Annotated in this window: 26 protein-coding genes; 19 read left to right on the top strand and 7 right to left on the bottom strand. The window is 67.6% G+C overall.

Annotated features, from left to right (window positions below):
• Positions 1–58: 58 nt before the first annotated feature.
• Positions 59–967, top strand: coding sequence for an RluA family pseudouridine synthase (locus ACIQF0_RS03750; RefSeq protein WP_401024089.1), 909 nt, complete (start codon positions 59–61; stop codon positions 965–967).
• Here ACIQF0_RS03750 and ACIQF0_RS03745 read toward each other — a convergent pair.
• Positions 962–1855, bottom strand: a complete 894-nt coding sequence (locus tag ACIQF0_RS03745) for a phosphotransferase family protein (protein WP_401024087.1) — start codon at positions 1853–1855, stop codon at positions 962–964. The two genes, ACIQF0_RS03750 and ACIQF0_RS03745, sit on opposite strands and share 6 nt — an antisense overlap.
• Here ACIQF0_RS03745 and ACIQF0_RS03740 point away from each other — a divergent pair, their 5' ends adjacent.
• On the top strand, positions 1856–3052 hold the full coding sequence (locus ACIQF0_RS03740; protein WP_401024084.1) for an acyltransferase family protein: 1197 nt from the start codon (positions 1856–1858) through the stop codon (positions 3050–3052).
• Here ACIQF0_RS03740 and ACIQF0_RS03735 read toward each other — a convergent pair.
• Positions 3000–6194 (bottom strand): GH92 family glycosyl hydrolase, encoded by a 3195-nt coding sequence (locus tag ACIQF0_RS03735; RefSeq protein ID WP_401024081.1) that lies wholly within the window; start codon positions 6192–6194, stop codon positions 3000–3002. The two genes, ACIQF0_RS03740 and ACIQF0_RS03735, sit on opposite strands and share 53 nt — an antisense overlap.
• 53 nt (positions 6195–6247) lie before the next feature.
• On the opposite strand from ACIQF0_RS03735, the gene ACIQF0_RS03730 reads away from it, so the two are divergent.
• Positions 6248–7510, top strand: a complete 1263-nt coding sequence (locus ACIQF0_RS03730; protein WP_401024078.1) for a BNR-4 repeat-containing protein — start codon at positions 6248–6250, stop codon at positions 7508–7510.
• Here ACIQF0_RS03730 and ACIQF0_RS03725 read toward each other — a convergent pair whose 3' ends face one another.
• The gene (locus ACIQF0_RS03725; RefSeq protein ID WP_360030568.1) at positions 7511–7945 is read right to left on the bottom strand and encodes a hypothetical protein; all 435 of its coding nucleotides are present in this window, start codon (positions 7943–7945) and stop codon (positions 7511–7513) included.
• Positions 7946–8003: 58 nt separating this feature from the next.
• Here ACIQF0_RS03725 and ACIQF0_RS03720 point away from each other — a divergent pair, with 58 nt between their 5' ends.
• The 4 genes from ACIQF0_RS03720 to ACIQF0_RS03705 all read left to right on the top strand — a co-directional run bounded on the left by ACIQF0_RS03720 (position 8004) and on the right by ACIQF0_RS03705 (position 10913).
• Positions 8004–8387 (top strand): VOC family protein, encoded by a 384-nt coding sequence (locus ACIQF0_RS03720; protein ID WP_360030570.1) that lies wholly within the window; start codon positions 8004–8006, stop codon positions 8385–8387.
• Positions 8388–8504: 117 nt separating this feature from the next.
• The gene (locus tag ACIQF0_RS03715; RefSeq protein ID WP_401024075.1) at positions 8505–9197 is read left to right on the top strand and encodes a chitinase; all 693 of its coding nucleotides are present in this window, start codon (positions 8505–8507) and stop codon (positions 9195–9197) included.
• A gap of 106 nt (positions 9198–9303) precedes the next feature.
• A complete protein-coding gene (locus ACIQF0_RS03710; protein WP_401027679.1) occupies positions 9304–10371 on the top strand; it encodes a chitinase in 1068 nt (355 codons plus the stop codon).
• Positions 10372–10424: 53 nt separating this feature from the next.
• Entirely contained in the window at positions 10425–10913 is a 489-nt protein-coding gene (locus ACIQF0_RS03705) for a DinB family protein (protein WP_401024072.1), read from the top strand.
• A gap of 1 nt (position 10914) precedes the next feature.
• Here ACIQF0_RS03705 and ACIQF0_RS03700 read toward each other — a convergent pair whose 3' ends face one another.
• Complete coding sequence (locus ACIQF0_RS03700) at positions 10915–11160, bottom strand: mycoredoxin (RefSeq protein ID WP_090069138.1); 246 nt, start codon at positions 11158–11160, stop codon at positions 10915–10917.
• 327 nt (positions 11161–11487) lie between these two features.
• Between ACIQF0_RS03700 and ACIQF0_RS03695 the strand changes: the two genes are divergently transcribed.
• The 3 genes from ACIQF0_RS03695 (at position 11488) to ACIQF0_RS03685 (ending at position 14091) form a co-directional block, all read left to right on the top strand.
• Positions 11488–12111 (top strand): DUF4360 domain-containing protein, encoded by a 624-nt coding sequence (locus tag ACIQF0_RS03695; protein WP_360030575.1) that lies wholly within the window; start codon positions 11488–11490, stop codon positions 12109–12111.
• A gap of 93 nt (positions 12112–12204) precedes the next feature.
• Complete coding sequence (locus ACIQF0_RS03690) at positions 12205–12816, top strand: DUF4360 domain-containing protein (RefSeq protein ID WP_396424967.1); 612 nt, start codon at positions 12205–12207, stop codon at positions 12814–12816.
• A gap of 93 nt (positions 12817–12909) precedes the next feature.
• Positions 12910–14091 (top strand): hypothetical protein, encoded by a 1182-nt coding sequence (locus ACIQF0_RS03685; RefSeq protein ID WP_401024069.1) that lies wholly within the window; start codon positions 12910–12912, stop codon positions 14089–14091.
• Here the strand turns inward: ACIQF0_RS03685 and ilvA are convergent.
• Complete coding sequence (ilvA, locus tag ACIQF0_RS03680) at positions 14088–15323, bottom strand: threonine ammonia-lyase IlvA (protein ID WP_319973398.1); 1236 nt, start codon at positions 15321–15323, stop codon at positions 14088–14090. The two genes, ACIQF0_RS03685 and ilvA, sit on opposite strands and share 4 nt — an antisense overlap.
• 85 nt (positions 15324–15408) lie before the next feature.
• Here ilvA and ACIQF0_RS03675 point away from each other — a divergent pair, with 85 nt between their 5' ends.
• From ACIQF0_RS03675 to ACIQF0_RS03665, 3 genes are all read left to right on the top strand, one after another.
• A complete protein-coding gene (locus ACIQF0_RS03675) occupies positions 15409–16245 on the top strand; it encodes a lytic polysaccharide monooxygenase (RefSeq protein WP_401024066.1) in 837 nt (278 codons plus the stop codon).
• Positions 16246–16329: 84 nt separating this feature from the next.
• On the top strand, positions 16330–17571 hold the full coding sequence (locus tag ACIQF0_RS03670) for a ThuA domain-containing protein (protein ID WP_401024063.1): 1242 nt from the start codon (positions 16330–16332) through the stop codon (positions 17569–17571).
• Positions 17572–17627: 56 nt separating this feature from the next.
• On the top strand, positions 17628–18035 hold the full coding sequence (locus ACIQF0_RS03665; protein ID WP_360030584.1) for a DUF3574 domain-containing protein: 408 nt from the start codon (positions 17628–17630) through the stop codon (positions 18033–18035).
• A gap of 4 nt (positions 18036–18039) precedes the next feature.
• Here ACIQF0_RS03665 and ACIQF0_RS03660 read toward each other — a convergent pair whose 3' ends face one another.
• The gene (locus ACIQF0_RS03660; protein WP_360030586.1) at positions 18040–18429 is read right to left on the bottom strand and encodes a hypothetical protein; all 390 of its coding nucleotides are present in this window, start codon (positions 18427–18429) and stop codon (positions 18040–18042) included.
• A 200-nt stretch (positions 18430–18629) separates the two neighbouring features.
• Between ACIQF0_RS03660 and ACIQF0_RS03655 the strand changes: the two genes are divergently transcribed.
• The 5 genes from ACIQF0_RS03655 to ACIQF0_RS03635 are packed head-to-tail and all read left to right on the top strand — an operon-like array spanning position 18630 to position 22372.
• Complete coding sequence (locus ACIQF0_RS03655) at positions 18630–19067, top strand: helix-turn-helix domain-containing protein (protein ID WP_360030588.1); 438 nt, start codon at positions 18630–18632, stop codon at positions 19065–19067.
• Between the two features lie 3 nt (positions 19068–19070).
• The gene (locus ACIQF0_RS03650; protein WP_360030590.1) at positions 19071–19583 is read left to right on the top strand and encodes a hypothetical protein; all 513 of its coding nucleotides are present in this window, start codon (positions 19071–19073) and stop codon (positions 19581–19583) included.
• Positions 19584–20693, top strand: coding sequence for an MAB_1171c family putative transporter (locus ACIQF0_RS03645; protein WP_401024058.1), 1110 nt, complete (start codon positions 19584–19586; stop codon positions 20691–20693).
• 15 nt (positions 20694–20708) lie between these two features.
• A complete protein-coding gene (locus tag ACIQF0_RS03640; protein WP_401024055.1) occupies positions 20709–21776 on the top strand; it encodes an ATP-dependent DNA ligase in 1068 nt (355 codons plus the stop codon).
• Entirely contained in the window at positions 21773–22372 is a 600-nt protein-coding gene (locus ACIQF0_RS03635) for a YigZ family protein (protein ID WP_401024052.1), read from the top strand. Before ACIQF0_RS03640 ends, ACIQF0_RS03635 begins: the two co-directional genes overlap by 4 nt.
• On the opposite strand, the gene ACIQF0_RS03630 is transcribed toward ACIQF0_RS03635, so the two are convergent.
• Positions 22369–23148, bottom strand: a complete 780-nt coding sequence (locus ACIQF0_RS03630) for an alpha/beta hydrolase (RefSeq protein ID WP_401024049.1) — start codon at positions 23146–23148, stop codon at positions 22369–22371. The genes ACIQF0_RS03635 and ACIQF0_RS03630 overlap by 4 nt on opposite strands.
• Before the next feature lie 91 nt (positions 23149–23239).
• Between ACIQF0_RS03630 and ACIQF0_RS03625 the strand changes: the two genes are divergently transcribed.
• A complete protein-coding gene (locus tag ACIQF0_RS03625; RefSeq protein WP_401024046.1) occupies positions 23240–23797 on the top strand; it encodes a TetR/AcrR family transcriptional regulator in 558 nt (185 codons plus the stop codon).
• The last annotated feature ends 11 nt before the right edge of the window (positions 23798–23808 follow it).

Raw genomic sequence — 23808 nt, 5'->3', positions numbered from 1 at the left:
GCGAATGTTTGCGAGCGATATCGTTCGGTTTTCCCGAACATTTAGACTGGCCGGTGCGATGAGACGCAAACCCTCCTCCCCTCTCCCCCAGCGCAACGGCCTGGACGCGGCGCGGTTGAAGCTGCCGCCGGAAGGTCCCTGGCTGTCCCTGCGCGAACACCTCGTGGAACGTCTGCCGAGGGTGGCGGCCGAGCGCATCGACGAGATGCTGGCCGAGGAACGGATCTGGAGCGTCTCCGGCCCGTTGGGAGTGGACGCGCCGTTCGTGCCCGACTCCTACATCTGGTTCCACCGCGACCTGCCCGTCGAGGTGCCGGTGCCGTTCGAGGTCGGCGTGGTCCACCAGGACGACGACATCGTGGTGGCGGACAAGCCGCACTTCCTCGCGACGATCCCGCGTGGCCAGCACATCATGCAGACCGCGCTGGTGAAGCTCCGCGACTCGCTGGGTCTGCCGGAGCTCTCGCCGGCGCACCGGCTGGACCGCGTCACGGCCGGGCTCGTGCTGTTCGTGGTGCGCCGGGAGCTGCGCGGCAAGTACCAGACGATGTTCCGCGATCGGGTGGTGCGCAAGGAATACGAGGCGATCGCCCCGTACGACCCCGCGCTGGAGCTGCCGCGCGTGGTGCGCTCGCGGATCATCAAGGAACGCGGCATCATCACCGCGTTCGAGGAGGACGGCGAGCCGAACGCCGAAACTCATGTGTCCCTTGTGGAGCGTCGCGGTTCCCTTGGCCGCTACCACCTCAAGCCGGTGACCGGCCGCACCCACCAGCTGAGGCTGCACATGTCCGGGCTCGGCGTGCCGATCGTGAACGACGACTTCTACCCGGTGTTGCAAGAACGTCCGCTGGACGACTTCTCGTCACCCCTGCAACTGCTCGCCCGCACGTTGTCCTTCGTGGACCCCGTGTCGGGCGTCGACCGGTCGTTCACCTCGGGGCTGAAGCTGTCCGCCTGGTCATGAGATGTGCGTACGGCGGGTGTCGATCGGCTGCGGTTCCCAGACCTGGCCCATCCGGTCGAGCAAGCGCCGCGCGAGCGCGCTCATCTCCGGGTGGGTCTCGCTGAACGTCGCCACGACCTTCGCCCGGAACATCAGCCGGCCGCGCGCCGTCGTGCTGTACCAGAACCAGTCCTCGTCGACGACCCTGGCGAGGTGGTCGGTGCCGTCCCGCTCGGCGCGCTGCACCAGCGCGTCGCCGTTCACGAACCACCGCACGCACGCGTCTTCGAGCCCGGCGGTGAAGCCGCGTTCCTCGAAGTAGGCCTGCTCGGCGGCCTCCCGCAGCTCCCGGGGCGTCTCGCTGACGGTCGCGCAGGTCGGGAAGCCGATGCGGAGGTAGACGACCTCGGTCAGCCCGTCCCCCAGCGCCGCGCCCTCGAAGTCGACGAACCTCGCGCCCCGCGGTGAGTACATGTCGTTGCCGGGGCACGGGTCGCCGTGCAGCAGGTCGAACTTCCCGGAGTCCTCGAACACCAGCTCGTGCTCGGCGCCCCCGATCTCGACCTCCAGCGCCCGCACGAACCGCAGGAACGGGACGGGGTCCGGGACCGCCTGGCGGGGCAGCAGCCCGGCGTGCTCCGGTCCGGTGGCCATGTGGAGGCGGGCGAGGCCGCGGGCGTAGTCGATCACCCAGTCCTCCCCGAACGGGTCGGAGCGCAGCCGTTCGAGCACCACGGTCCGCTTCTCGTGGTCGACGTCGAGGACGCGCGGCACCACGCCGGTGTGCTCGGCGAGCCTGAGCGCGGTGACCTCGCGCTCGAACGCCACCTGGTCGCCGACCACCTGCTTGACGATCCGGTCCCCGTCCGCCCAGACGCGGGACCGGACACCGCTCGCGAGTCGCTCCACATGCGCATCCTATTCCCTGCCCATGACGAATACATTGCCGCCAGCTGGGCAACTCAGAGCAGAATTGTTCCGCTATTCGGACCACCGTGTAACAGCGCCCCGAAAGGCCGCGAATTCACCGCCGTGCAGAACCATGGGGCGGAAGCGAACCTGGGGCGATTGCCTTCGCTGACCGGGATGAGATTCATCGCGGCGTTCATCGTGTTCGGATTCCACATCAACGCGGCAGGGCTGTGGCCCTATCTGGACGTGCCCTTCCGCCAGGGTGCGACCGGGGTCAGTTTCTTCTTCATCCTGTCCGGATTCGTGCTCACCTGGTCCGCCAGGCCGGGCACCCGGCCTGCGACCGTCTGGCGGCGCCGAGCGGCGAAGATCTTCCCCAACCACCTCGCGACCTGGCTCGTCGTGCTGGTCGCCGCCGCCGCGGTGTCCCCAGCGACGGCACTGGCGAACCTGTCGCTGATCCAGGCGTGGTTTCCTGCCGAGAGCGTCTACTTCAGCCTGAACACCCCGGCGTGGTCATTGTCGTGCGAATTGGCGTTCTATCTGGCGTTCCCGCTGCTGATCAAATGGCGGATGCGCAAGCCGTGGCTGATCGCAAGTGCGGCGGTGTTCGCAATTTTGACAGTTCCGATCATCGCGCTGTCAATGCCAGGCCCCCTCGAATACTGGTTCGTTTTCGTCTTCCCGCCGGTGCGCGCATTGGAGTTCGTGCTCGGCATGGCGATGGCGCGGGTCGTGCAGCAGGGGAAGTGGATCGGTCTCGGGCTGTGGCCCGCGAGTGCGTTGTTCGTGGCCGCGTACGTCGGCTCGTGGTACCTGCCGGCGTCGTTCCCGTACGTCGCGGGCACCGTCGTCCCGCTCGCGCTGCTGATCCCGGCGGCGGCGGTCGCCGACCTCACCGGCAGGTCCTCGCCGTGGCGCTCGAAACCGATGGTGTGGCTGGGAACCGTGTCGTTCGCCTTCTACATGGTCCACCAGATCGTCATCCGGAGCAGCGAGAAGCTCCTCGACGTGCACGCGTTGCCACTGGTCGCGGCGCTCGGGATGTTCGTGGTGTCGATGCTCGCGGCCTGGCTGTTGTACCGGCTGGTCGAGGTGCCCGCGGAACAGTTCATCAAGCGGGCACCCCGACCAGCACTGATCACGCCAGCGTCAGCGCGTACAGCTCCACCCGCGGATCGTCGGGCAGCGTGACCGAACGGACCGTCTTCGCGGCGTCCAGCCTCAGCGACTGACCGAACAACCGGACCGGCGGCCCGTCGACGCCCTGCCCCGCCTTGATGCGGTGCGGCATCTCCAGCACGGTCGGGCCGCCGCCCGCCCAGTCCGCCACCGAGGCCACGACCTCGGCCGAGGTGCCGTCGGTGTACCAGACGGTGAAGGCGGTCGACACCGGTCCGTTGTGCGACGAGCCCACGACGTGCAGCCACGAGAACTGGCCGGTGGGCAGCAGGAGCCCCTGCCCGCGCGCCTCCACGAAGTTCGGCTTCGTGCCGCTGGGGTCAGGCGCCTGGTAGGTGATGCCGCCCCACGTGACGGGCCCGGCCGGGGGCAGCAGGGCCGCGTCGTAGCTCCAGCCACCGCCGTCGAAGTTCCCGGACGCGGAGTCGGCGACCGTCGCCGTGCCGTCGTGGTTGAGCTCCGGCGTCACGTCCACCGAACACGTCGAGAACGCGCACAGCGCCGCCGGTTTGACCTCCACCACCACCTTCAGCGCCACGGACTCCACCTGCACCGGGACCTCGTACGACCCAGGAGCCACCCCGGCGGGCACGGTCAGCGTCAACGGCACCGTCTTCTGCGTCGGCAGGTGCCGCGACACGATCACGAACGGCTTGGCACCGCTCACCTTCCAGCCCGCGGGCACGGTGGCGACCGGCCGCACGGTCGTGGCCCCCGGCGACTGGGCCAGCACGTCGAGCTGCACCGTCAGCGACTGCGCGGAGTCCGAGGTCGGCAGCACGATCTCGGAGTTCCGCAACGACGCCGACAGCGCACGACGCGAGTCCTCGTTGCCGTCGTTGAGCGAAGGCGGCTCGTCACCTCGCCCGGTTCCCCACGACGAGGGCTTCGACGACACCTGGTGGGCGAGCTTTCCGCCGCGCTGCAACGAAGACCAGGACAGCCAGGTCTTGCGGACGTCCCGTCCACCGAACGACACGCTCTTGACATACCGGTTGGTGTCCGAGACCCCTGGCGCCGTCACGGTCAGCGTCCCGCCCTGCGACCCGTACTGTCCGATTCGGACGGTCGCGGACTCGAACTGCGGCGAGGACAACGCGACGAAGTCCGCGCCGTTGAACGTCGGGTAGATGCCCAGCGACGAGAAGACGTACCAGGCCGACATCGTGCCCAGGTCGTCGTTGCCCGTCATGCCGTCCGGGCCGGTGGTGAACAACGTCATCGCCGCCCGCACGACCGTAGCGGTCTTCGAGGGCGTGCCCGACCACAGGTACATGTACGGCGCGAGCAGGTCCGGTTCGTTGTTCGGGTTGTAGGTGGGCTTGCCGTAGTAGTCGTACGGCTCGGTGATCCAGTCGTGCCGTGCGGTACCGGCCGGGTCGGCGAGCAGCTTCTCGTAGGCGAAGAACGAGTCGAGCCGCTTCTCGGTCTCCTTGCGCCCGCCCATCAGCGACACCAGTCCGGCCGGGTCCTGCGGCACCAGCCACTGGTACTGGTAGGCGCCGCCCTCGTGGAACTGGTGCGAGGCGTCGACCGGGTTGTACGGCGTCAGCCACGTGCCCGCGGCGGTGCGCGGCCGGAACTGGCCGATCGACGAGTCCCACAGGTTGCGGTACCACTGGCCGCGGTCGGCGAACAGGCGCGCGTCGGCCTTCTTGCCCAGTCCCTTGGCCATCAACGCGAGTGACGCGTCGGCGGCCGAGTACTCCAGGGTCGCGGAGGCCGGGTGCACGCAGTCGTTGTCGCCGCCCTTGTGCGCGCAGTCCTTGCCCAGCTCCAGGCCGGACGGGATGTAACCGCGGTCGTTGTAGTAGGTGACACCGGATCGCCCGTTGTACGGCGATTCGGCCGGAGGCAACGACGTGGCGTTGGCGCGCAACAGCTTGTACGTCTCCTCCTCGTAGCCCTTCAGCAGTCCCTTCGACCAGGCCTCGACGAGGAACGGCGTCACCGGGTCACCGGTCATGATGTTGGTCTCCGACGACGCCAGAGCCCAGCGCGGCAACCATCCGCCGTCCCGCCCACTGGCCACGACGGACAGTGCGACGTCACGGGCGACCTTCGGTTCCAGGATCTGCAGGAGCTGGTTCTGTGGTCTGTACGTGTCCCACAACGAGAAGTTCTGGTACGGCGTGTAGCCCGACGCCGTGCGCACCTTGCCGTCGAAGCCCATGTACTTGCCGTCGACGTCACCGGCGAGGTTCGGGTGCAGCACCGAGTGGTAGAGCGCGGTGTAGAACGCGACCTGCCGGTCCCGTGGCCCACCGGAGATCCGCACCGCGTCCAGCTGCTTCTTCCAGACGTCCTTGGCGGCCGCGACCGCGCCGTCGAAGTCGCTGGAAGGAGCCTCCGCCGCGAGGTTCTTCCGCGCGCCCTCGATGCCGGTGTAGGACAGGCCGAGCTTCAGCACGACGTCCCGGTCGGCGGTGGCGTCGAACGTGACCCAGGCGCCGTTGCCACCGGTGCCGGCCGCGTCCCGGACGCCCGGCGTGGGAGCGCTCCCCCGCCACGCGCCGAAGGACGCGAACGGGCGGTCGAACGTGGCCGTGAAGTACACGGTGTGCTCGTCCTTGCCCGCGCAGAACCGGCCGTTGCGCACCCGGCCCTCGATCGTCCGGTCACCGACGACGTGGATCTCCGAGTCCAGCACCGTCTGGTTGGACCGTCCGGTGTTGAACAGGACGTTCGCCGCGCCGCTCGAAGGGAACGTGTAGCGCTGCCACCCGGTCCGCTGCGTGGCCGTGAGCTCGGCGTTCACTCCGTAGCGAGGCAGCCCGACGCGGTAGTACCCGGGCTGCGCGGTCTCGTCCGAATGACTGAAATCGGACTTGTAAGCGTTGATGTCAACGTTGTCAACGGACCCGACTGTCGGCATGACCGGCAGCTCGCCCATGACGCCGCAGCCCACGCCCGACAGGTGTGTCTGCGAGAAGCCGTAGATGGAGGTGGCCTTGTAGTCGTACCCGCCCTGACCTCCCGTATCAGGGCTGACCTGCACCATCCCGAACGGCACCGAGGCGCCCGGGAAGGTGTTGCCGAAGTTCTGCGTGCCCACGAAGGGATTCACCAACGACGAAGGATCCTCGTCCGCCTGTGCCGCTTGAGCAGGGACTGTTAACCCCAGTAACAGCCCGACTACAACCAGTGTCCGCATGGGAGGCAGTATTGTCTGATCGTCGCCGCCCCGACACCCATCGGAGGTCGGCGATGCGCGCATTGGCCGCAACGCTGCTGCTTCTTGTCGCGTTTTGTCATCCGGCGCAGGCCGCGCCCACTCTCGACACGGTCACCACAGCGAGCGTCTACGGGTGCCTGCGCACCAACGGCGCGGGTGTGTACGACGCCACGGCCGGCAAGACGTTCGTGACGTACTCGGGGTCCAAGCACGACATCTACGTCAAAGCGTTCGACCACGCCGCGAACTCGTGGTCGGCGGCGGTCAAGGTCGCCACGCTGAACCTGACGCACGACAACGCCTATCACGACTACCCGGTGCTCACGCAGCTCGGCGACGGCAGGCTCGCGATCTTCCGGGCCACGCACACGACGTCGATGCAGCTCTACACCGCGCCCACACCGCGGGCGATCACGGGCACGTGGACCGCGCGGACGATCAGCACGGACAAGAACACCTACCCCGAGCCGATCGTCACGGGGAACACGATCCACCTGTTCTACAGCCACAACACGGATCTGTCGTACCCGTACCGCACGTACAAGGTGATCAAGTCGACGGACAACGGCAAGACGTGGTCCGCACCGCGCACGATCATCGACTCCGGGCGCACGGCCGACAAGTACGCCGAGGTGTACGCGTTCGGCGTGACGCACCGCAACGGCCGCGTGTACCTGACCTGGTCGCTGCACGGCGGACCCAAGGGCCACAACGGCGGCGGCAAGAACATCTACGTCGCGTACTTCGACACGGCGTCCGGGAACCTGTTCACGGTCGGCGGCGCGTCGCTCGGCACGGTGATCGACTCCTCGGACACCGACAAGGCCAGGGTCGTCACGACGAACCCCACCGATCTCCCCGCGGGCAAGGACCTTCCCGAGGAGAACCCGGTGACGGTGCCGTTGAACGACGGTTCGCTCGTGCTGGGGTACGGCGTGCACACCAGCACCAGCGCCAAGATCGTGCTCGCGCGTTTCGCCGGTGGCGCCTGGACTTCCACGACGGTCGACACCTCGACGTCGTTGTTCAAGGACCTCGCCGCGACCGGCAACGGCGTCGACTTCTCCTACGCCAGCGCGGATCGCAAGCGGTTGCTGGTGAAGTCGTGGACGCCGGGCGGGTCCGTGACGGCGAAGCACGACCTGACGGTGCCGTACTCGGCCGGTGCCGACACGACGTTCTACGCGAACTTCGTGGAGAACCGGCCGAGCGACCTGGTGGCCAGCACCATCGACTACGAGACCCGCAAGACCAACCACACGGGCACGTGGCCGGTGTTCTCGATTCGGGGCTAGCTAGCAGCGCTTGCTGGAGAACGCGGTGAAGTTGTCGTCCTGCTGGACGCTGACCATGCCGTAGGCGGCAGTGCACTGGGACAGGGTGGAGGCCGGCTTGCCCCACAGCTCGACGGGGGCGAACTGGCTGCTGTTGCCGCCCTTGTAGGAGTTCGGTGTGCTGTCGCCGGCACTGCTGTAGACGGCGATCGCGGTCTGCGTGCCCCAGTAACGACCGGTGGCGCGGAAGCTTTCCCAGACGTAGACGTAGGAGTAGTTCGACCCGCACCCGGCGAACTGCTTCACGGACGCGATGTTGTTGCCACGCCACTTGATGTACCCGGTCGACCCGATCTGCGCGGCGCTGGCGCAACCGGGCGGCGTCTCCGCGTTGGCGACACCGGGAGAGACGAAACCGAGCAGCACGAACGCGGCGGCGATGATTGCCCTCTTCATGCGGGTGATCATCGCCGTTCGCGCTGACAACTCCCTGACACCCGAGTAAGCAGGAGGCATGCCCGTACAGCTCAACCACACCATCGTCCACGTCAGCGACCAGAACGTCTCCGCCCGGTTCCTCACCGAACTGCTCGGCCTGCCCGACCCGGTGCGCTACGGCCCGTTCCTCGTCGTCGAGGTCGCGAACGGCGTCTCGCTCGACTACATGACCGTGTCCGGCCCGATCACCGGGCAGCACTACGCGTTCCTGGTGACCGAGGAGGAGTTCGACCAGATCTTCGGCCGCGTCCAGGAACGCGGCCTCGAGTACTGGGCCGACCCGTTCCACTCCCAGCCCCAGCAGATCAACCGCAACGACGGCGGACGCGGCGTCTACTGGAACGACCCGGACGGCCACGCGCTGGAGATCATCACCAGGCCCTACGGCTCCGGTTCCTGACGAACCGGTTCACGTATCTAAAAGGTATAGACCACCTCTTGTGCTCGGAGTTCTTGCCTGCCACCGTGAGAGCGGTAACACGCAGTGGCCGCCCTGACACTCCGAGGAGTTGGTCCCATGCTCAGGACCCGCGCCGCCGCCCTGTTCGTCGCGCTGATCGGCGTCTTCACGTTCGTTCAGCCGGCGACGGCAGCGCAGTTCATCATCACCGAGACGCAGTTCAAGAACATGTTCCCCACCCCGACCCGCAACACCTTCTACACCTACGCGGGCTTGAAGAACGCGATGGCCACGTTCGGCTCGTTCGCGAACCAGGGCAGCGACACGGTGAAGAAGCAGGAACTCGCGGCGTTCCTGGCCAACGTCTCGCACGAGACCGGCGGTCTGCACTACATCCGCGAGATCAACCAGAACGGCGACTACTGCGACGAGACCCGGCCCTACGGCTGCCCCTCGACGCAGAAGTACTACGGCCGCGGTCCGATCCAGCTGTCGTGGAACTTCAACTACAAGGCGGCCGGCGACTACCTCGGCATCAACCTGCTGACCAACCCCGAGCGGGTGGCCACGGACGCGACCGTCTCGTGGCGGACCGCGATCTGGTACTGGATGACGCAGAACGGGCCTGGCACCATGACCCCGCACAACGCGATGGTCAACTCGCGCGGCTTCGGCCAGACCATCCGCAGCATCAACGGATCGCTCGAGTGCGACGGCCGCAACCCCGGCACGGTGGAGAGCCGCGTCTCGAAGTACCGCTCGTTCACCTCGATCATCGGTGTCGCAACGGGATCGAACCTGTACTGCTAGTGACAAAACAGGTCTAGACCCTTGACTGGTCTGGACCATTGGTGCCAATCTCAGCGCTGTTCACATACCTGATCCTCCGGGCGCAAGACTCCAGGAGTGAGTGACCTTGCTGAGAAAACGAATTCTGGCGTCTCTCGCGGCGGTGGTGATGGCGGCGACCGTGGCCGTCATCGCACCGACCGCGTCATCCCAGGCGGAAGTGTCCGCACAGGCCTGCACGGCCACCGACTGGGTCGCCGGTAAGCAGTACTACACCGGCAACATCGTGCGCTTCAACGGTTCCTACTACATCGCCGAGCACGACAACCCCGGCTACGACCCGACCATCTCCACCTGGTTCTGGGACCCGACGAGTTGTGACGGCGGTGGTGGAGGTGGCGGCGGTACCTGCACCAGCGCCACGGACTGGGTCGCGGGCCGGCAGTACTACACGGGCAACATCGTGCGCTTCAACGGTTCCTACTACATCGCCGAGCACGACAACCCCGGTTACGACCCGACCATCTCCACCTGGTTCTGGGAACCCCACAACTGCAATGGTGGCGGGGGCGGTGGTGGCGGCAGCTTCGTCGTCAGCGAAGCCCAGTTCAACCAGATGTTCCAAGGCACCCGCGACCCCTTCTACACCTACGGCGGTCTCGTCGAGGCCATGAGCGCGTACCCCGCCTTCGCGAAGACCGGTGGCGACACGGTCTCGAAGCAGGAAGCGGCGGCGTTCCTCGCGAACGTCTCGCACGAGACCGGTGGCCTCAGGTACATCAGGGAGATCACGCCGGGCGTCTACTGCGACTGGGGCAGGCCCTACGGCTGCCCTGCGGGCGAACGGAACTACTACGGCCGCGGCCCGATCCAGCTGTCGTGGAACTTCAACTACAAGGCGGCCGGCGACGCGCTCGGTCTCGACCTGCTGAACCACCCGGAATGGGTCGAGCAGCAGGCGCCGATCGCGTGGAAGACGGGCCTCTGGTACTGGAACACGCAGTCCGGTCCCGGCTCGATGACCGGACACGCGGCCATGACCAACGGCTCCGGGTTCGGACAGTCGATCCGCAGCATCAACGGTTCACTGGAGTGCGACGGCCGCAACCCGGCGCAGGTCCAGAGCCGCGTCGACAGCTACACGCGGTTCACGCAGATCCTCGGTGTGCCGACGGGCGGCGGCCTCTACTGCTAGTGGTCGCCCTGACTAGGACTTGAGTGGTCCTAGTTTGGCCGTAGCTTCAATTCATGACCATGGAGCTCAACGACCTGTTGCACGAGCTGAACGATCAGCGCAGGACCTTCCGCGTCACAGTGCAGGGTCTCACCGCCGCAGAAGCGGTGAAGCGCACGACCGTCAGCGAGCTCACGCTGGGTGGGTTGCTCAAGCACCTCACCTGGTGTGAGCGCGGCTGGACCCACATCCTGACCGAGCAGCCCGGCACTCCGCCCGGCATGCTCGACTGGGATCAGTACACGTGGACCGGCGACGACCTCGACGCGTTGCTGGAGTCCTACGACGAGGCGGTGCGCACGACCGATGAGGCCGTGCGCACCGCCTCGCTCGACAAGCTGGTGCCGCTGCCGTCCGCGCCCTGGGACCAGAACCCGCAGCCCATGTCGATCCGGCGGATCGTGCTGCACCTGATCCGGGAGACCGCACAGCACGCGGGCCACGCGGACATCATCCGGGAGTCGCTCGACGGTCAGTCGACCACGGCGTTCCTGTACGAGTAGCTCAGGCCGCCAACTGCTCCTTGACCTGTGCCAGCGACGGGTTCGTGAGCGCCGCGCCGTTCGGGAAGTGGACGGTCGGCACCGTGCGGTTGCCGCCGTTCACCTCCATCACGAAGTCGGCCGCGCCCGGCGTCTCCTCGATGTTGATCTCGACGTACTCGATGCCTTCGCGGTCGAGCGAGCTCTTCAGGATCCGGCAGTAGCCGCACCACGAGGTCGAGTAGACGGTCAGCTGGTCGGGAGCCATCAGGCGCACTCCTCGTCGAGGTTGGACTGTGTCCTCAGTGTCAACGCCCGGCCGGGAGCGCTTCTTCCCGGGGTGCCGCTGTGCCGCGCGCCACTCGGACGGCGCAGCCGCCGGCGATCGTCAGACAATCGTCAGGTCAATTCCCTGCACGGTGAGTGAACATAGTTCGCGCACGGCCGAAGATTTCGGTCGTGCAATTCGTCGTGAATTCATCCTGGCATTGACGATCAATTCAGTCACCCATTCGGCGGCCCGTCACCACGCAGGGTTTCCGATATCGTCTGAATTCCGCCGCCGCTACCGCAGTCATGTTTGGAAAGGCTGACCATGCTGAAAACGGTGGCGGCTGCTGCCCTCGCGCTGTCCGCGGTCCTGACCGCGCCGGTCGCGAACGCAGCACCCGATGTTCCTGATTTCGTGACGATCGACGTCGTCACCGTGAACGGTTCCGGCTGTCCCGCCGGCACCGCCGCCGTCGCGGCCGCGGACGACCGCACGGCTTTCACGGTCACGTACAGCCAGTACCTGGCCCAGGCCGGACAGGGCTCAGGCCCCACCGACTTCCGGAAGAACTGCCAGCTCAACATCAGAGTGAGCTACCCGCAGGGCTTCACGTTCGGCATCGCCCAGGCCGACTACCGCGGATTCGCCAACCTGCAGCAGGGCGCCACGGGCACGGAGAAGGGGAACTACTACTTCCAGGGCATGTCGCAGACCGCGAGCCGCACCCACACGTTCACCGGCCCGAAGAGCGACAACTGGCAGGCCACCGACCGCGCGACGGTGTCGGAAATCATCTATGCGCCGTGCGGGGAAGTCCGCCACCTGAACATCAACACCGAACTGCGCGTGAACGCCGGAACCGCGTCGAAGTTGAACAGCTTCATGACGATGGATTCCACGGACAGCAGTGTGAGCACGAAGTACCAGTTCTCCTGGAAGCGTTGCTGATCCAGGCACCGATTGCCGCCGCCCGTTCATTTCGTTGAACCCCAGACGGAAAGGTGCCCCATGCTCACCACACTCGCCGCGGCCGCGCTCGCGATGTCGACGATCATCATTCCCCCCGGTGGCGCCCCCGGCGACACGCCCCCGCCGGAGAACATCACCATCGACGTCGTGACCATCAACGGTTCAGGCTGCCGGGCGGGAACGGCCGCCGTCGCCGTGAGCCCGGACAACAAGGCGTTCACCGTCACCTACAGCGAGTTCATGGCGCAGGTCGGCCCTCAGGCCCTGCCGACCGACTTCCGCAAGAACTGCCAGCTGAACCTGCGCGTCAACGTGCCGTCCGGCTTCACCTACGGCATCGCGTCCACCGACTACCGCGGCTTCGCGCACCTCGAACGCGGCGCCACGGCCCTGGAGAAGGCCAACTACTACTTCCAGGGCATGTCGCAGACCGAGTACAAGCAGCACAACTACAAGGGCCCGCTCAGCGACGACTGGCAGGCGACGGACACGACCGACGTGGCCGCCATCGTCTACCACCCCTGTGGCGAGAAGCGGAACTTCAACATCAACACGGAGCTGCGGGTCATGGCGGGCACGTCCGACCCGAAGAAGGTCACCAGCTTCATCGCGATGGACTCGACCGACGGGTCCATCGAGACCACCTACCACTTCGCGTGGAAGGTCTGTCCGCCCAAGCCGTAGTACCCGCTAGGTGCCGGGCATTCCGCGAACCGGGGTGCCCGGCACGCCCCTGTCCTGAGAGGATCGTCCCAGCCGACGTCTGGGGGGACGAAGATGCACGCGGGTACGGAAGCGGAGCTGGGTCCGGAGTTCCGCGCGATGATGAACGCTCTCGCCGGCACGACACCGCATCCCGGCCGGACGCTGCTCCCGGCAGACCTGGAGAACTCCACCGCGCGACTGGATCTGGTGCGGCTGGCCGTGGTCGTGGCGCTGGAACGGGCGGGCGAGCAGGTCGAGGTCCTCTCTGCCCCTCCGCACAGGGGATGGCTGGCCACGCTCAGGAAAGCTGTTTCCCAGTCACGTCATCCCGGACGCACGGTGACCATCGCGGAGAACGGCGACGGGCTCGTGCGCGTCACGATCGGCGAGGAGCGGTTCGAGTTCCGGCCACCGTCCGAACAGGAGTGCCGGCGGCTGCTGGAGCCCGGGGCACGCGGCACCGTGCTGCGGTTCCCGGTCTTCCCCAGCCAGGGACCGTTCCTCCTCGCGCGTGGCCACCGGCCCGACGAGGTGGTGCTGTGGGAGCCCGGCTCGGCGATGACCAGGGTTCGGCTGCCTGGCCCGGTGCTCGCCGCGACCTATGTGGCCAGAACGGGCCTGTACGCGCTCATCGAGGTCGACGGCGATCTGTTCGTCCACTGCGACAACGACCACGACACGATCATGGACAACCTGCGCATCCCGATCGACTTCAGCGTGGCCGACGAGGCCGGGCGCGACCTGTCACCGCTCTACCTGCACGCGGTGGAGAGCTGGGACTACCGCGTCTACTTCCGCCGCGCCGGACTGTGGTGGGAGTTCAGCTGGTCGCCCGGCCACGTGACGCTCGAACCGTCGAACTCCAAGGTCCACCAGCCCGAGCGCTATCCCTTCCACACCGTTCTCGACGCCGCGGGCGTGTCGCTGTTCGCACCAAGCCGCCACACCGCCGCGCGGCGCGACAACGGCTGGGTGACGTGGGGGTTCGGGCGGGACGGCGAGGTGATCCCGGTGCCACCGGCCGAGGAGGTCCTCGGGCTGACCGAGTTCGACGACCGACCGGCGCTGCTGACCCGCGAGGGTGACGTGATCCGGGCGCGCACGCTGGAGGACGTGCGCACGGTCGTCGAGTTCGACGGTCCCGTGCTCCGCCACCACGGGTTGCCGTGGGTGGCGGTCCAGCGCTCGGCCTATCTGGTCGAGATCGTCGACGTCGCGACCGGCGCGGTGCTGCACCGCGTGAACACCGCCTAGATCAGGAAGCGGTACGCCGTCGACCCGGGCTCCACGTGCTGGATCTTGAGCGGGGACTCCTTCATCCGACCCCACAGCAGGTCGTAGTCCTCGCGGCGGCCCAGTTCGATGCAGACCAGCGCGGCCCCGGTCTCCCGGTTGTCCCGCTTCATGTACTCGAACTGGACGATGTCGTCGTCCTTGCCGAGCACGTCGTCAAGGAACCGGCGCAGCGCGCCCGGCTCCTGCGGGAACTCGACCAGGAACCAGTGCTTCAGCCCGCGGTGGATCATGGACCGCTCGACGATCTCGGCGTAGCGCGAGACGTCGTTGTTGCCGCCCGAGAGCAGGCACACGACCGTGGAGTCCGGCGCGACGGAGATCTCCTCCAGCAGCGCGGCCGAGGCCAGCGCGCCCGCGGGCTCCGCGACGATGCCGTCGATCTGGTACAGCTCCAGCATCTCCGTGCAGACCGCGCCCTCGGACACGGTGAGGAGCTCGGCGCCGCTGTCGCGCACCATCGGGAACGTCACCTCACCGGCGCGGCGGACCGCGGCGCCGTCGACGAACGAGTCCACCTCGGGCAGCGTCACGGGGCCGCCGGCCTGGATGGCGGCGATCATGCTCGCGGCACCGGCCGGCTCCACGCCGATGATCCGGGTGCGCGGGAAGCGTTCCCTGAACCACGTGCCGACGCCGGAGAGCAGGCCACCGCCGCCGACGGGCACCACGATCACGTCGGGCGCGCCGCCGAGCTGCTGGACGATCTCCAGGCCGACGGTGCCCTGGCCCGCGACCGTGCGGCGGTCGTCGAAGGCCGGGACGAGGGTCGCGCCGGTCTGCTGCGCGTACTCCTTCGCCAGCGCGGCCGCGTCGTCGTAGGTGTCGCCGTCCACGACCAGCTGGACCATGCCCTGCCCGAGGGCGTGGATGCGGTCGCGTTTCTGGCGCGGCGTGGTGCGCGGAACGTGCACGCGGCCCTCGATGCCGAGGCGGCGGCAGGCGTACGCCATGCCCTGGCCGTGGTTGCCGGCCGACGCGCAGACCGCTCCACCGAACGCGAACTCGGTCTGGCAGAGCAGGTTGAAGGCGCCACGCAGCTTGTAGGAACGGCCGACCTGAAGGTCCTCGCGCTTGAACCACACGCGCGCCCCGGTCCTCTCGGACAACCGCTGGTTGACCTCGAGCGGCGTCGTGCGTGCGACACCGCCGAGCCGGGCTGCGGCCGCGGACACCTCATCAGCGAAGGACATGTCAATACATCTTCCGTGAACGACTCGGGTCTGGCACGCGTACCCCTAGAAGGAAGGGGAGGTGCCTGTGTTTCGCCTTTTGGGCGTGCTATCGCTGCTCATGATGCTCTCCGTGGTTCCCGCGCACGCCCATGGCGCGCCCACTGACCCCGCGAGCAGGGCTTTCCTGTGTTCGCCAGGTCAGCCCACAGCATCATCCCCGCTCTGCCGCAGCGCCATCGCGGCGGGGTTGCCGTCCAAGGAGTGGGACAACATCCGGCTCCCGAACGTGCGTGGCCAGGACGAGGCCAAGGTTCCCGACGGCAAGCTGTGCAGCGCCGGGCTCGCGAAGTACGGCGGGCTGGACATGCCGTCCGCGGACTGGCCGGCGACGAAGCTGAAGAGCACGGGCTTCACGTACAAGGCGACGATCCCGCACCAGGGCTCGTTCCGCTTCTACGTGACGCGTGACGGCTACTCCCCCGCCGCGCCGCTGCGGTGGGCGGACCTCGACCAGTTCCTGAACGTGCCCTCTCCCCCGTTGGTCAACGGCTCCTACGAGTTCAAGGTGCAGCTGCCGAAGGACCGGACCGGCCGTCACATCATCTACACGGTCTGGCAGAACACGGACACGCCCGACACCTACTACTCGTGCACGGACGTCGAGATCGCCGCGGCCGTGAAGCCCGCGCCGCCGGCGGCCCAGCCCGCACCCGCACCCGCCGCCGCACCCCCGGTGCGGGCCACGCCCCCGAGCTCAGCGGCACCGTCCACCAAGCCGTCCGCACCGAAGTCGAGCATCCCCCGGCCCGTTCCCGTTGCGTCGAGTGCCGAACAACCTCCTTCCAACGCAACGAGGTTCGGCATATCGGCCGTGGTGGCCGCACTCGGCGGGCTCGCGGTGCTCGGCGGGATCATGTTGTGGCGCAAAAGAATTCTGTGAACGTCCCGGTCCCCAACAGGTCTAGACCTTCTCTACGATGATCTTCGGGCGCGCAACCCCTGCTACACGAAGGTGTGTACCCGAATGGCTCGAAAACTGTTGGCGTTGCTGGCAATGCTCGCCGCCACCCTCGTCCCGGTTTCGCTCTCGGCAACGAGCACGGCGCAAGCGGCCCCGTTCAAGGTCCTGGCTTTCTACAACGGAACCTGGGACGCGGCGCACATCGCGTTCGTGAACGAGGCGAACCCGTGGCTGACCCGCGCGGGGCAGGAGAACGGCTTCACCTACGAGTCGACCCGTGACTGGAACCGGCTCAACACCCTCACCCCGGCCCAGGCGCAGGTCGTCATCTTCCTCGACGACGCGCCCACCGGGGCGGCCGCGCGCACCGGCTTCCAGCGCTACATCGAGGCCGGTGGCGGGTTCTTCGGCTTCCACGTCAGCGCGTTCACCCAGAACGCGAGCGAATGGCCGTGGTACCACAACACGTTCCTGGCCAAGGGGAACTTCGTCAGCAACACGTGGGGCCCGACGACCGCGGTGCTGAAGGTCGAGACCCGCACGCACCCGTCGACCCTGCGGTTGCCGGAGAAGTTCACCTCCGCGGTCAGCGAGTGGTACAGCTGGGACCGCGACCTGCGCCAGAACCCGAACATCCAGATCCTGGCGAGCGTCGACCCGTCGAGCTTCCCGCTCGGCACCGACCCGAACCAGCAGTGGCGCAGCGGCTACTACCCGATCATGTGGACCAACAAGAACTACAAGATGATCTACGCGAACTTCGGCCACAACGCCATGGACTACGCGGCGAACAAGCCGCTGTCGTCCACGTTCGCGAGCGCCACCCAGAACAACTTCCTCATCGACAGCCTGCTGTGGCTGGGCGGTGGCGGCACCCCGCCGTCGCAGGGTGAGTGGAAGACGGTCGTCAACCGCGGCAACGGCAAGTGCGTCGACGCCGCGGCGGCGGGCCTGAACAACGGCACCGTCATCCAGCAGTACGCGTGCAACGGCACCACGGCGCAGAACTTCCGCGTCGTGGCGACGACCGATGGGTTCTCACGGGTCGAGTACCGCAACGACCCGAACAAGGTGCTGGACGTGAGTGGCCCGTCCACCGCGGACAACACCGGCATCCACCTGTGGGACAACTTCGGCTCGACCAACCAGCAGTGGCGGGTCACGACCGGGTCCGACGGCTACTCGACGCTGACGGCACGGCACTCGAACAAGTGCCTGGCGGCGAACGGCGGCAGCGCTGACGGCGTGCAGCTGGTGCAGATGACCTGCAACGGGTCGGCGGCGCAGAGCTTCAAGATCGGTTAGTTCCCAGAGTGCGAAACACGTTCAACCGGCCGGGTCCCGGCCGGTTGGATGTGCTCATGACGACACGACGCGGAACCGTGGCCTGGCTCGTGGGAGCCCTCATGCTGGGTCTCACCTCGGCGAGCGCCGCCGGCACGGAGGCCGCCTCCCCCGGCGAGCAGTACAAGCGCACGGAGCTCTACTTCGGCGGCAACCTGCAGAACGGCACGCCCATCACCCCGGCGCAGTTCGAGACGTTCCTGGACCGGGAGGTGACCCCGGCCTTCCCCGACGGGCTGACGTGGTTGCAGGCGCACGGCCAGTGGAAGGGCGGCAAGGAGGACTCCTACGTCCTGATCCTGCTGTACCCGCTCTCCGACCGCGGCGCGAACCGCGAGATCGAGGAGATCCGCCGCGACTACAAGTCCCAGTTCGGCCAGGAGTCGGTGCTGCGCGCCGACAGCACGGACAAGGTGTCGTTCTGATCGGCTAGGACGACCGTGAGCGGTTCTGGTCGTCGAGGCGGCCGGAACCACTCACGACCACCCGTTCCCCTGGCAGCGGGTCCGTCGGGTGTGGTGCCCCGAGGAACCCGTACATGTCGTTGAGCTGGTGCAACGCCTGCACCGCGTCCCGCCACACCGGGCAGGGCCACGCGCGGTGCCGTCCGTACCAGGCGTGACACGACTTGCACCGGTGCCGCTCGTTCGGCTCGTGCATCCGCAGCAGGCCCCGCCACCAGGGCAGGGCAGCGCGAAGCTGCTCCCGCAGTTCGAACACCTCGTTGGGCGAGTCCGTCTGCGCGAGCTGGTTCATGGTCTTGTAGACGACGTCGATCACCGAGCGGTGAAACGACCCTTGTCGTTCAGCAAGCGCCATGTCCGGAGAACCTCCGCGAAGTGGCGATCGGGTGGGCTGACATGACTGTCGCGGACCGCGTGGACACCCTCCGCAGTTGAGACAGGCACGGGGGGAGTCTATGTTGGGTGTCGGAGGGCTTTCAACTGGTGAAAATCCCGTCACCCAGATAGCCCTTTCCATGGGTGGAGAAACTCACTGCGCGCGACGGGGGAGGCGGCATGGCGGTGCAACGGTCCCTGGCGGACAAGCTCAACCACCTCTTCGCCCGGCACACCGCCAGGTCAGGCCAGGAGTACAGCAACGAGCAGGTCGCGGCGGCCATCGCCGACACCGGCGTGACCATCTCCCAGAGCTACATCTGGCAGCTGCGCAAGGCCAAGAAGGACAACCCGACGTTCAAGCACTTGCAGGCACTGGCAGGCTTCTTCGGTGTGCCCGTGAGCTACTTCTTCGACGACGAGGTGACCGACCGCGTCGACGAGCAGCTGAAGTCGTTGCAGGACGAGCAGTCGCGCCTCAACGAGATCGCCTCGGGCAGCGACGCGCAGCTCATGGCGATGCGTGCGGGGGAACTGTCGCCGGACCGCCGCCGCCTGGTCATGGAACTGCTCGACGTCGTCTACCGACAGGAACAGGCCGAGCGCGGCGAAGGATGACTCGTGGCCGAACGAGATTTGCGCAAGCGGTGCCGCCGCCTGCTGAACGAGCTGGACATCCAGCCCCCGCTCGACGTCGGCGAGCTCTGCCGCCGGGTCGGTGACCAGCGCGGCAAGCCCATCCGGCTGATCGCGCACCCGATCCCGGTGCCCGGCCCGTACGGCGTGTGGATCGCCACCGCCAAGGCCGACTACATCCTGTACCAGCAGGAGACGTCGAAGGCGCACCAGAACCACATCATCCTGCACGAGCTCGGGCACCTGCTGGCCGGTCACACCAGCGACGAGCAGGACGACGACCTGCTCGCGGGCCTGTACCCCGACCTCGAACCGGACGCGGTGCGGCGCGCGTTGCGGCGCACGTCCTACGACTCGGCGCACGAACGCGAGGCCGAGACGGTCGCGACGATCATCCTGGAGTGGGCGTCGGTGCTGGACAAGGTGGCGCCGCGGGCGTCGGAGGGTCCGGCGCGGCGCATGTCGAAGTCGCTCGCGGACCGCCTGGGGTGGTTGTAGGTGGAGTACCTCAAGGAGACCCAGGGCATCGTCGCGTTCTCGGCGCTCGCGGTGGTGCTGTACCTGCTGGTGCGGCGCCCGCACGACCCGCGGCTGCGTTCGGTGACGGGCCTGGTGGCCGGCTGGGCGATCGGCTACCCGTTCGGGCGGGCGGCGGCCGGCGGGCGGTGGTTCCTCGGCCTCGACCCGATGGTCTGCCAGCTGATCCAGCACTCGATGCTGCAGGTCGGCGTGTACGGCCTGATCTGCTTCTTCATCTTCTCGGCGCTGGACGACGAGAAGGCGCGCAAGCACGCTCTGCTGCAGCTGGTCCCGCTCGCCCTGTGCGTCAGCTTCATGACGTGGGCGGTGCTCGCGATCCCGGACGACCTGCGGGTGGCGGCGGCTCGCGTGCCGAACTCGCTCGGTGGCGGGCCGACCGGCGTCCTCGCCATCACGGTGTTCTACGCGCTGGGCAACGGCTACCTGCTCTACGGCTTCGCGGCGATGTTCGTGTGGGCCCGCCGTTACGCCCGCGGCGCCGAACCGCGGTTGCGCCGCGGCCTGCGGATCACTTCGACGGGCCTCGCGCTGCTGGTACCCGCGGACGCGATCTTCGTGTCGTCGAACGTCTCCCGCTACTTCGGTGAGCCGCTCCCCCGCTGGCTGCTGACGGTGGCCGTGTGGTTCCTGCTGCCCGGCGTGCTGCTGTGCGTCGTCGGCGTGATCTACCCGATCGCCGCGATGCGGTTCGCGGCGACTCGCTTGTGGTTGCGGCACTTGCGCGCCTACCACCGGCTCTCTCCACTGTGGACGTTGCTGAACCAGTCGTTCCCCGAGGACGCCCTGCACCGCGTGCCGTCCAGGCGCGACTCGTTGTCGTTGCGGGGCGTGCACCGGCGCTACTACCGGCGGGTGATCGAGTGCCGCGACGGGCTGGTGCGGATCAGCCCGTACGTCGCCGAGACGCCGGACGAGCTGCCGTTGTCCGAACGGCTGCGGGCCGGGCTGGAGACGCGCAGGTCGGGGGCGGTCACGATGCGGCGGCCGATCGCGCTGGCGATCCCGGAGGACGACGGCATGGACGCGGACGTGCGGGAACTCGAAAAGCTCGCGGTGGCTCTGCGCTGAGCTTATGGTCCCCTGGTGGACCTGCCCGTGATGCCGCCGGTGAAGCCGATGCTCGCGAAGTCCGTTCCCGCGCTTCCACGCGGGGACGGACTCGCGTACGAGCCGAAGTGGGACGGCTTCCGCTGCATCGTGTTCCGCGACGGCGACGAGGTCGAGCTGGGCTCGCGCAACGACAAGCCGCTGACCCGGTACTTCCCCGAGGTCGTCGAGCTGCTGCGGGAGGCGCTGCCGCCGCGGTGCGTGGTGGACGGCGAGATCGTGCTGGTCACGCCGGACGGACTGAGCTTCGACACCCTCCAGCTCCGGCTGCACCCGGCGGCGTCGCGCGTCCGCAAGCTGTCGGTGGAGACGCCGGCGAGCTTCGTGGCGTTCGACCTGCTGGCGTGCGGCTCCGAGGACGTCACCGGGAAGACGCTCGCCGAGCGGCGCAAGATGCTGGAGGAGATCGTCACCGAGGTCCCCGGCGTCTACCTGACACCGTCCACAGCGGACCCGGACGTGGCGCAGGACTGGTTCACCCGGTTCGAGGGCGCGGGGTTCGACGGCGTGATGGTGAAGGCGTTGGACGGCGTCTACGAGCCCGACAAGCGCGTGATGTTCAAGGTGAAGCACGAACGGACCGCCGACTGCGTGGTCGCGGGCTACCGGTGGCACAAGGACGGCGAGACGGTCGGGTCGCTGGTGCTCGGGCTCTACCAGGACGGCGAGCTGCACAACGTCGGCGTGGCCAGCAGTTTCACCGCGGCGCGGCGGCGGGAGCTGGTCGAGGAGCTCAAGCCGTTGCTGGGTCCCGCCGAGCATCCGTGGAGCGCGTGGGCGACGTACGAGGGTCCCGGCATGAACAGCCGGTGGAACCCCGAGAAGCAGCTTCAGATCGTGCTGCTCGAACCGACGCGGGTCGCGGAGGTGCGGTACGAGCACGTGCAGGGTGGACGGTTCCGGCACACCGCGCGCCTGGTGCGGTTCCGCGAGGACAAGACGCCTGCGGAGTGCACGTACGAACAGCTCGAAGAAGTGGCGCCGGCCGAGCTGGACGCCCTGTTCGGTGAGGCCGAACAACGCAGGCGGACAATCGAACCGTGAAGGTGATCAAGCGGGACGGCACGCACGAGATCGAGATCCAACGGTCGCGGTTCCTGTGCCACGTCGCCCGCGTCACCTCCGATGCCGAGGCTTCCGAGTTCTTCGCGCGCATCCGCAAGGAGCACTGGCAGGCCTCGCACAACTGCACGGCTTTTCGCACGGTGGACACCCAGCGGTCTTCCGATGACGGCGAACCCGCCGGCACCGCCGGTGTGCCGATGCTGGAAGTGCTGACGCGCAGGGATCTCGTGGACACCGCGGTCGTCGTCACCCGCTACTACGGCGGGATCAAGCTCGGTGCCGGTGGCCTGGTCCGCGCGTACGGACGGGCCGTGTCGGAGGCCATCGACTCGCTGGGCACTCTCACCCGTGAACGGCACGAGAGCGTGCTTCTGGCCGTGGACCACGATCAGGCGGGGAAGCTGGAGAACGGGTTGCGCGCGGCCGGGTACCACGTCGCGGACACCGAATACGGTCATGACGTCACCTTCACCGTTCTCACGAAGGACCCGGACGACTTCGAGGTCTGGCTCGCCGCTCAGACCGGCGGCGCTGTCACCGCGATCAGGGGCGAGCCCGTTGACCTCGACAGTTAGAACTTCTCGGCCCAGTTCAGGGCGTAGTCGGCGACCTCTTCCCAGCCCTGCACGCCCAGGACGAAGTGCGGGCGGTTCGGGAACTCCTTGATCTCGGTGATCGCGGGGCCGGAGTAGCGGCGGGCGTTCTCGCGGTTCATCGACGCGGGCACGACGTTGTCGCCCTCGCTCGCGATGAACAGCAGTGGCGCGCGGTTCGGGTTCTTCAGGTCGACCTTGGTCGCGTTGTGGGTGGTGAAGTTCGCGGTCGCGGCCTGCCACAGGGGGCGTCCGGGCGCGGTGATGGCGAACTGCTGCCGCAGCGCCTCGGCCTCGTCCTTCGGCAGGGTGTTGGTGAAGGCGAAGTGCCACTCCTCCGGCGACAGCTCGACGTTGCCCTTGGCGTTCGCCGGGTTCTTCAGCACCGGGAACGCGGCCTTGAGCGCCGAGAACGGCAGGCCGAGGGTGCCCTTGGCGGGCGCCGAGTGGAACGCGACACCGGCCTTGCCGAGGCCCCGGTCCAGCAGCTTCTGCGTGATCAGGCCGCCGAACGAGTGGCCCATGATGATCGCGTCCTCCGCGTGGTGCTCGCGGATGAACTTCTCGACGTGGTCGGTGATCTCGACGACGCCCAGGCCGTTCGCGACCTCCGGGTGCGCCCGCATCTGCGCGACCTCGCCGTAGCCGGGCCAGGTCGGGGTGAGCACCTCGTGGCCGGCCGCCTCGAACCTCTCGGCGACGTTCTTCCAGCTGGCGGAGGTGAGCCACAGTCCGTGAACCAGCACGATCTTCGACATTTCCGTCTCCCTCGGTGGTGGAGAACGATCGTTCTCCGGTGTGTTTGCTACAGTAGAGAACGAGCGTTCTCCACGGCAAGGGGTAGACAAGGTGACCACGGACACAGAGACCCGAGAGAGGGTTCTGGAGGCTGCTGACCGGCTGTTCTACGCGAAGAGCGCGCACGCGGTCGGCATGGACGAGCTGCGCGCCGAGGCGGGTGTCTCGTTGAAGAAGCTCTACAGCCTCTTCGACGGCAAGGAGGCGCTGGTCGAGGAGGTGCTGCGCCGGCGGGAGGAGGCCATCACCGCCGAGACCATGAAGTACGTGCTGCGTGCGTCGACGCCGGAGGAGCAGATCCTCGCGGTCTTCGACTGGATGGCCGACTCGTCGGGCACGACCGACTTCCGCGGCTGCGCGTTCATCAACTCCTACGCGGAGCTGGGGCCGTCCTCGGATCGTGTGACAGCGGTGGTGCGCCACCAGAAGACCGGCGTGCGGGGCGCGATCGCGGCGATGGTCGCGGCGATGGGGAAACCCGAGTGGGTGGCGGACTCGATCTTCCTGCTGTTCGAGGGCGCGATGACGAACACGGCGATCACGGTGTCGTCGGAACCGGCCCGGCAGGCGCGGAAAGCGGCGCGCTTCCTGCTGGAAAAGACAGCCTGAAGCGCGCCGCG

Origin of the sequence: Lentzea sp. NPDC092896 (genome assembly GCF_044754905.1) — a bacterium.
Classification (GTDB): Bacteria; Actinomycetota; Actinomycetes; order Mycobacteriales; family Pseudonocardiaceae; genus Lentzea.
The sequence above is the reverse complement of the archived record's forward strand: the minus strand, read 5'-3'. Positions and strand labels throughout refer to the sequence as shown.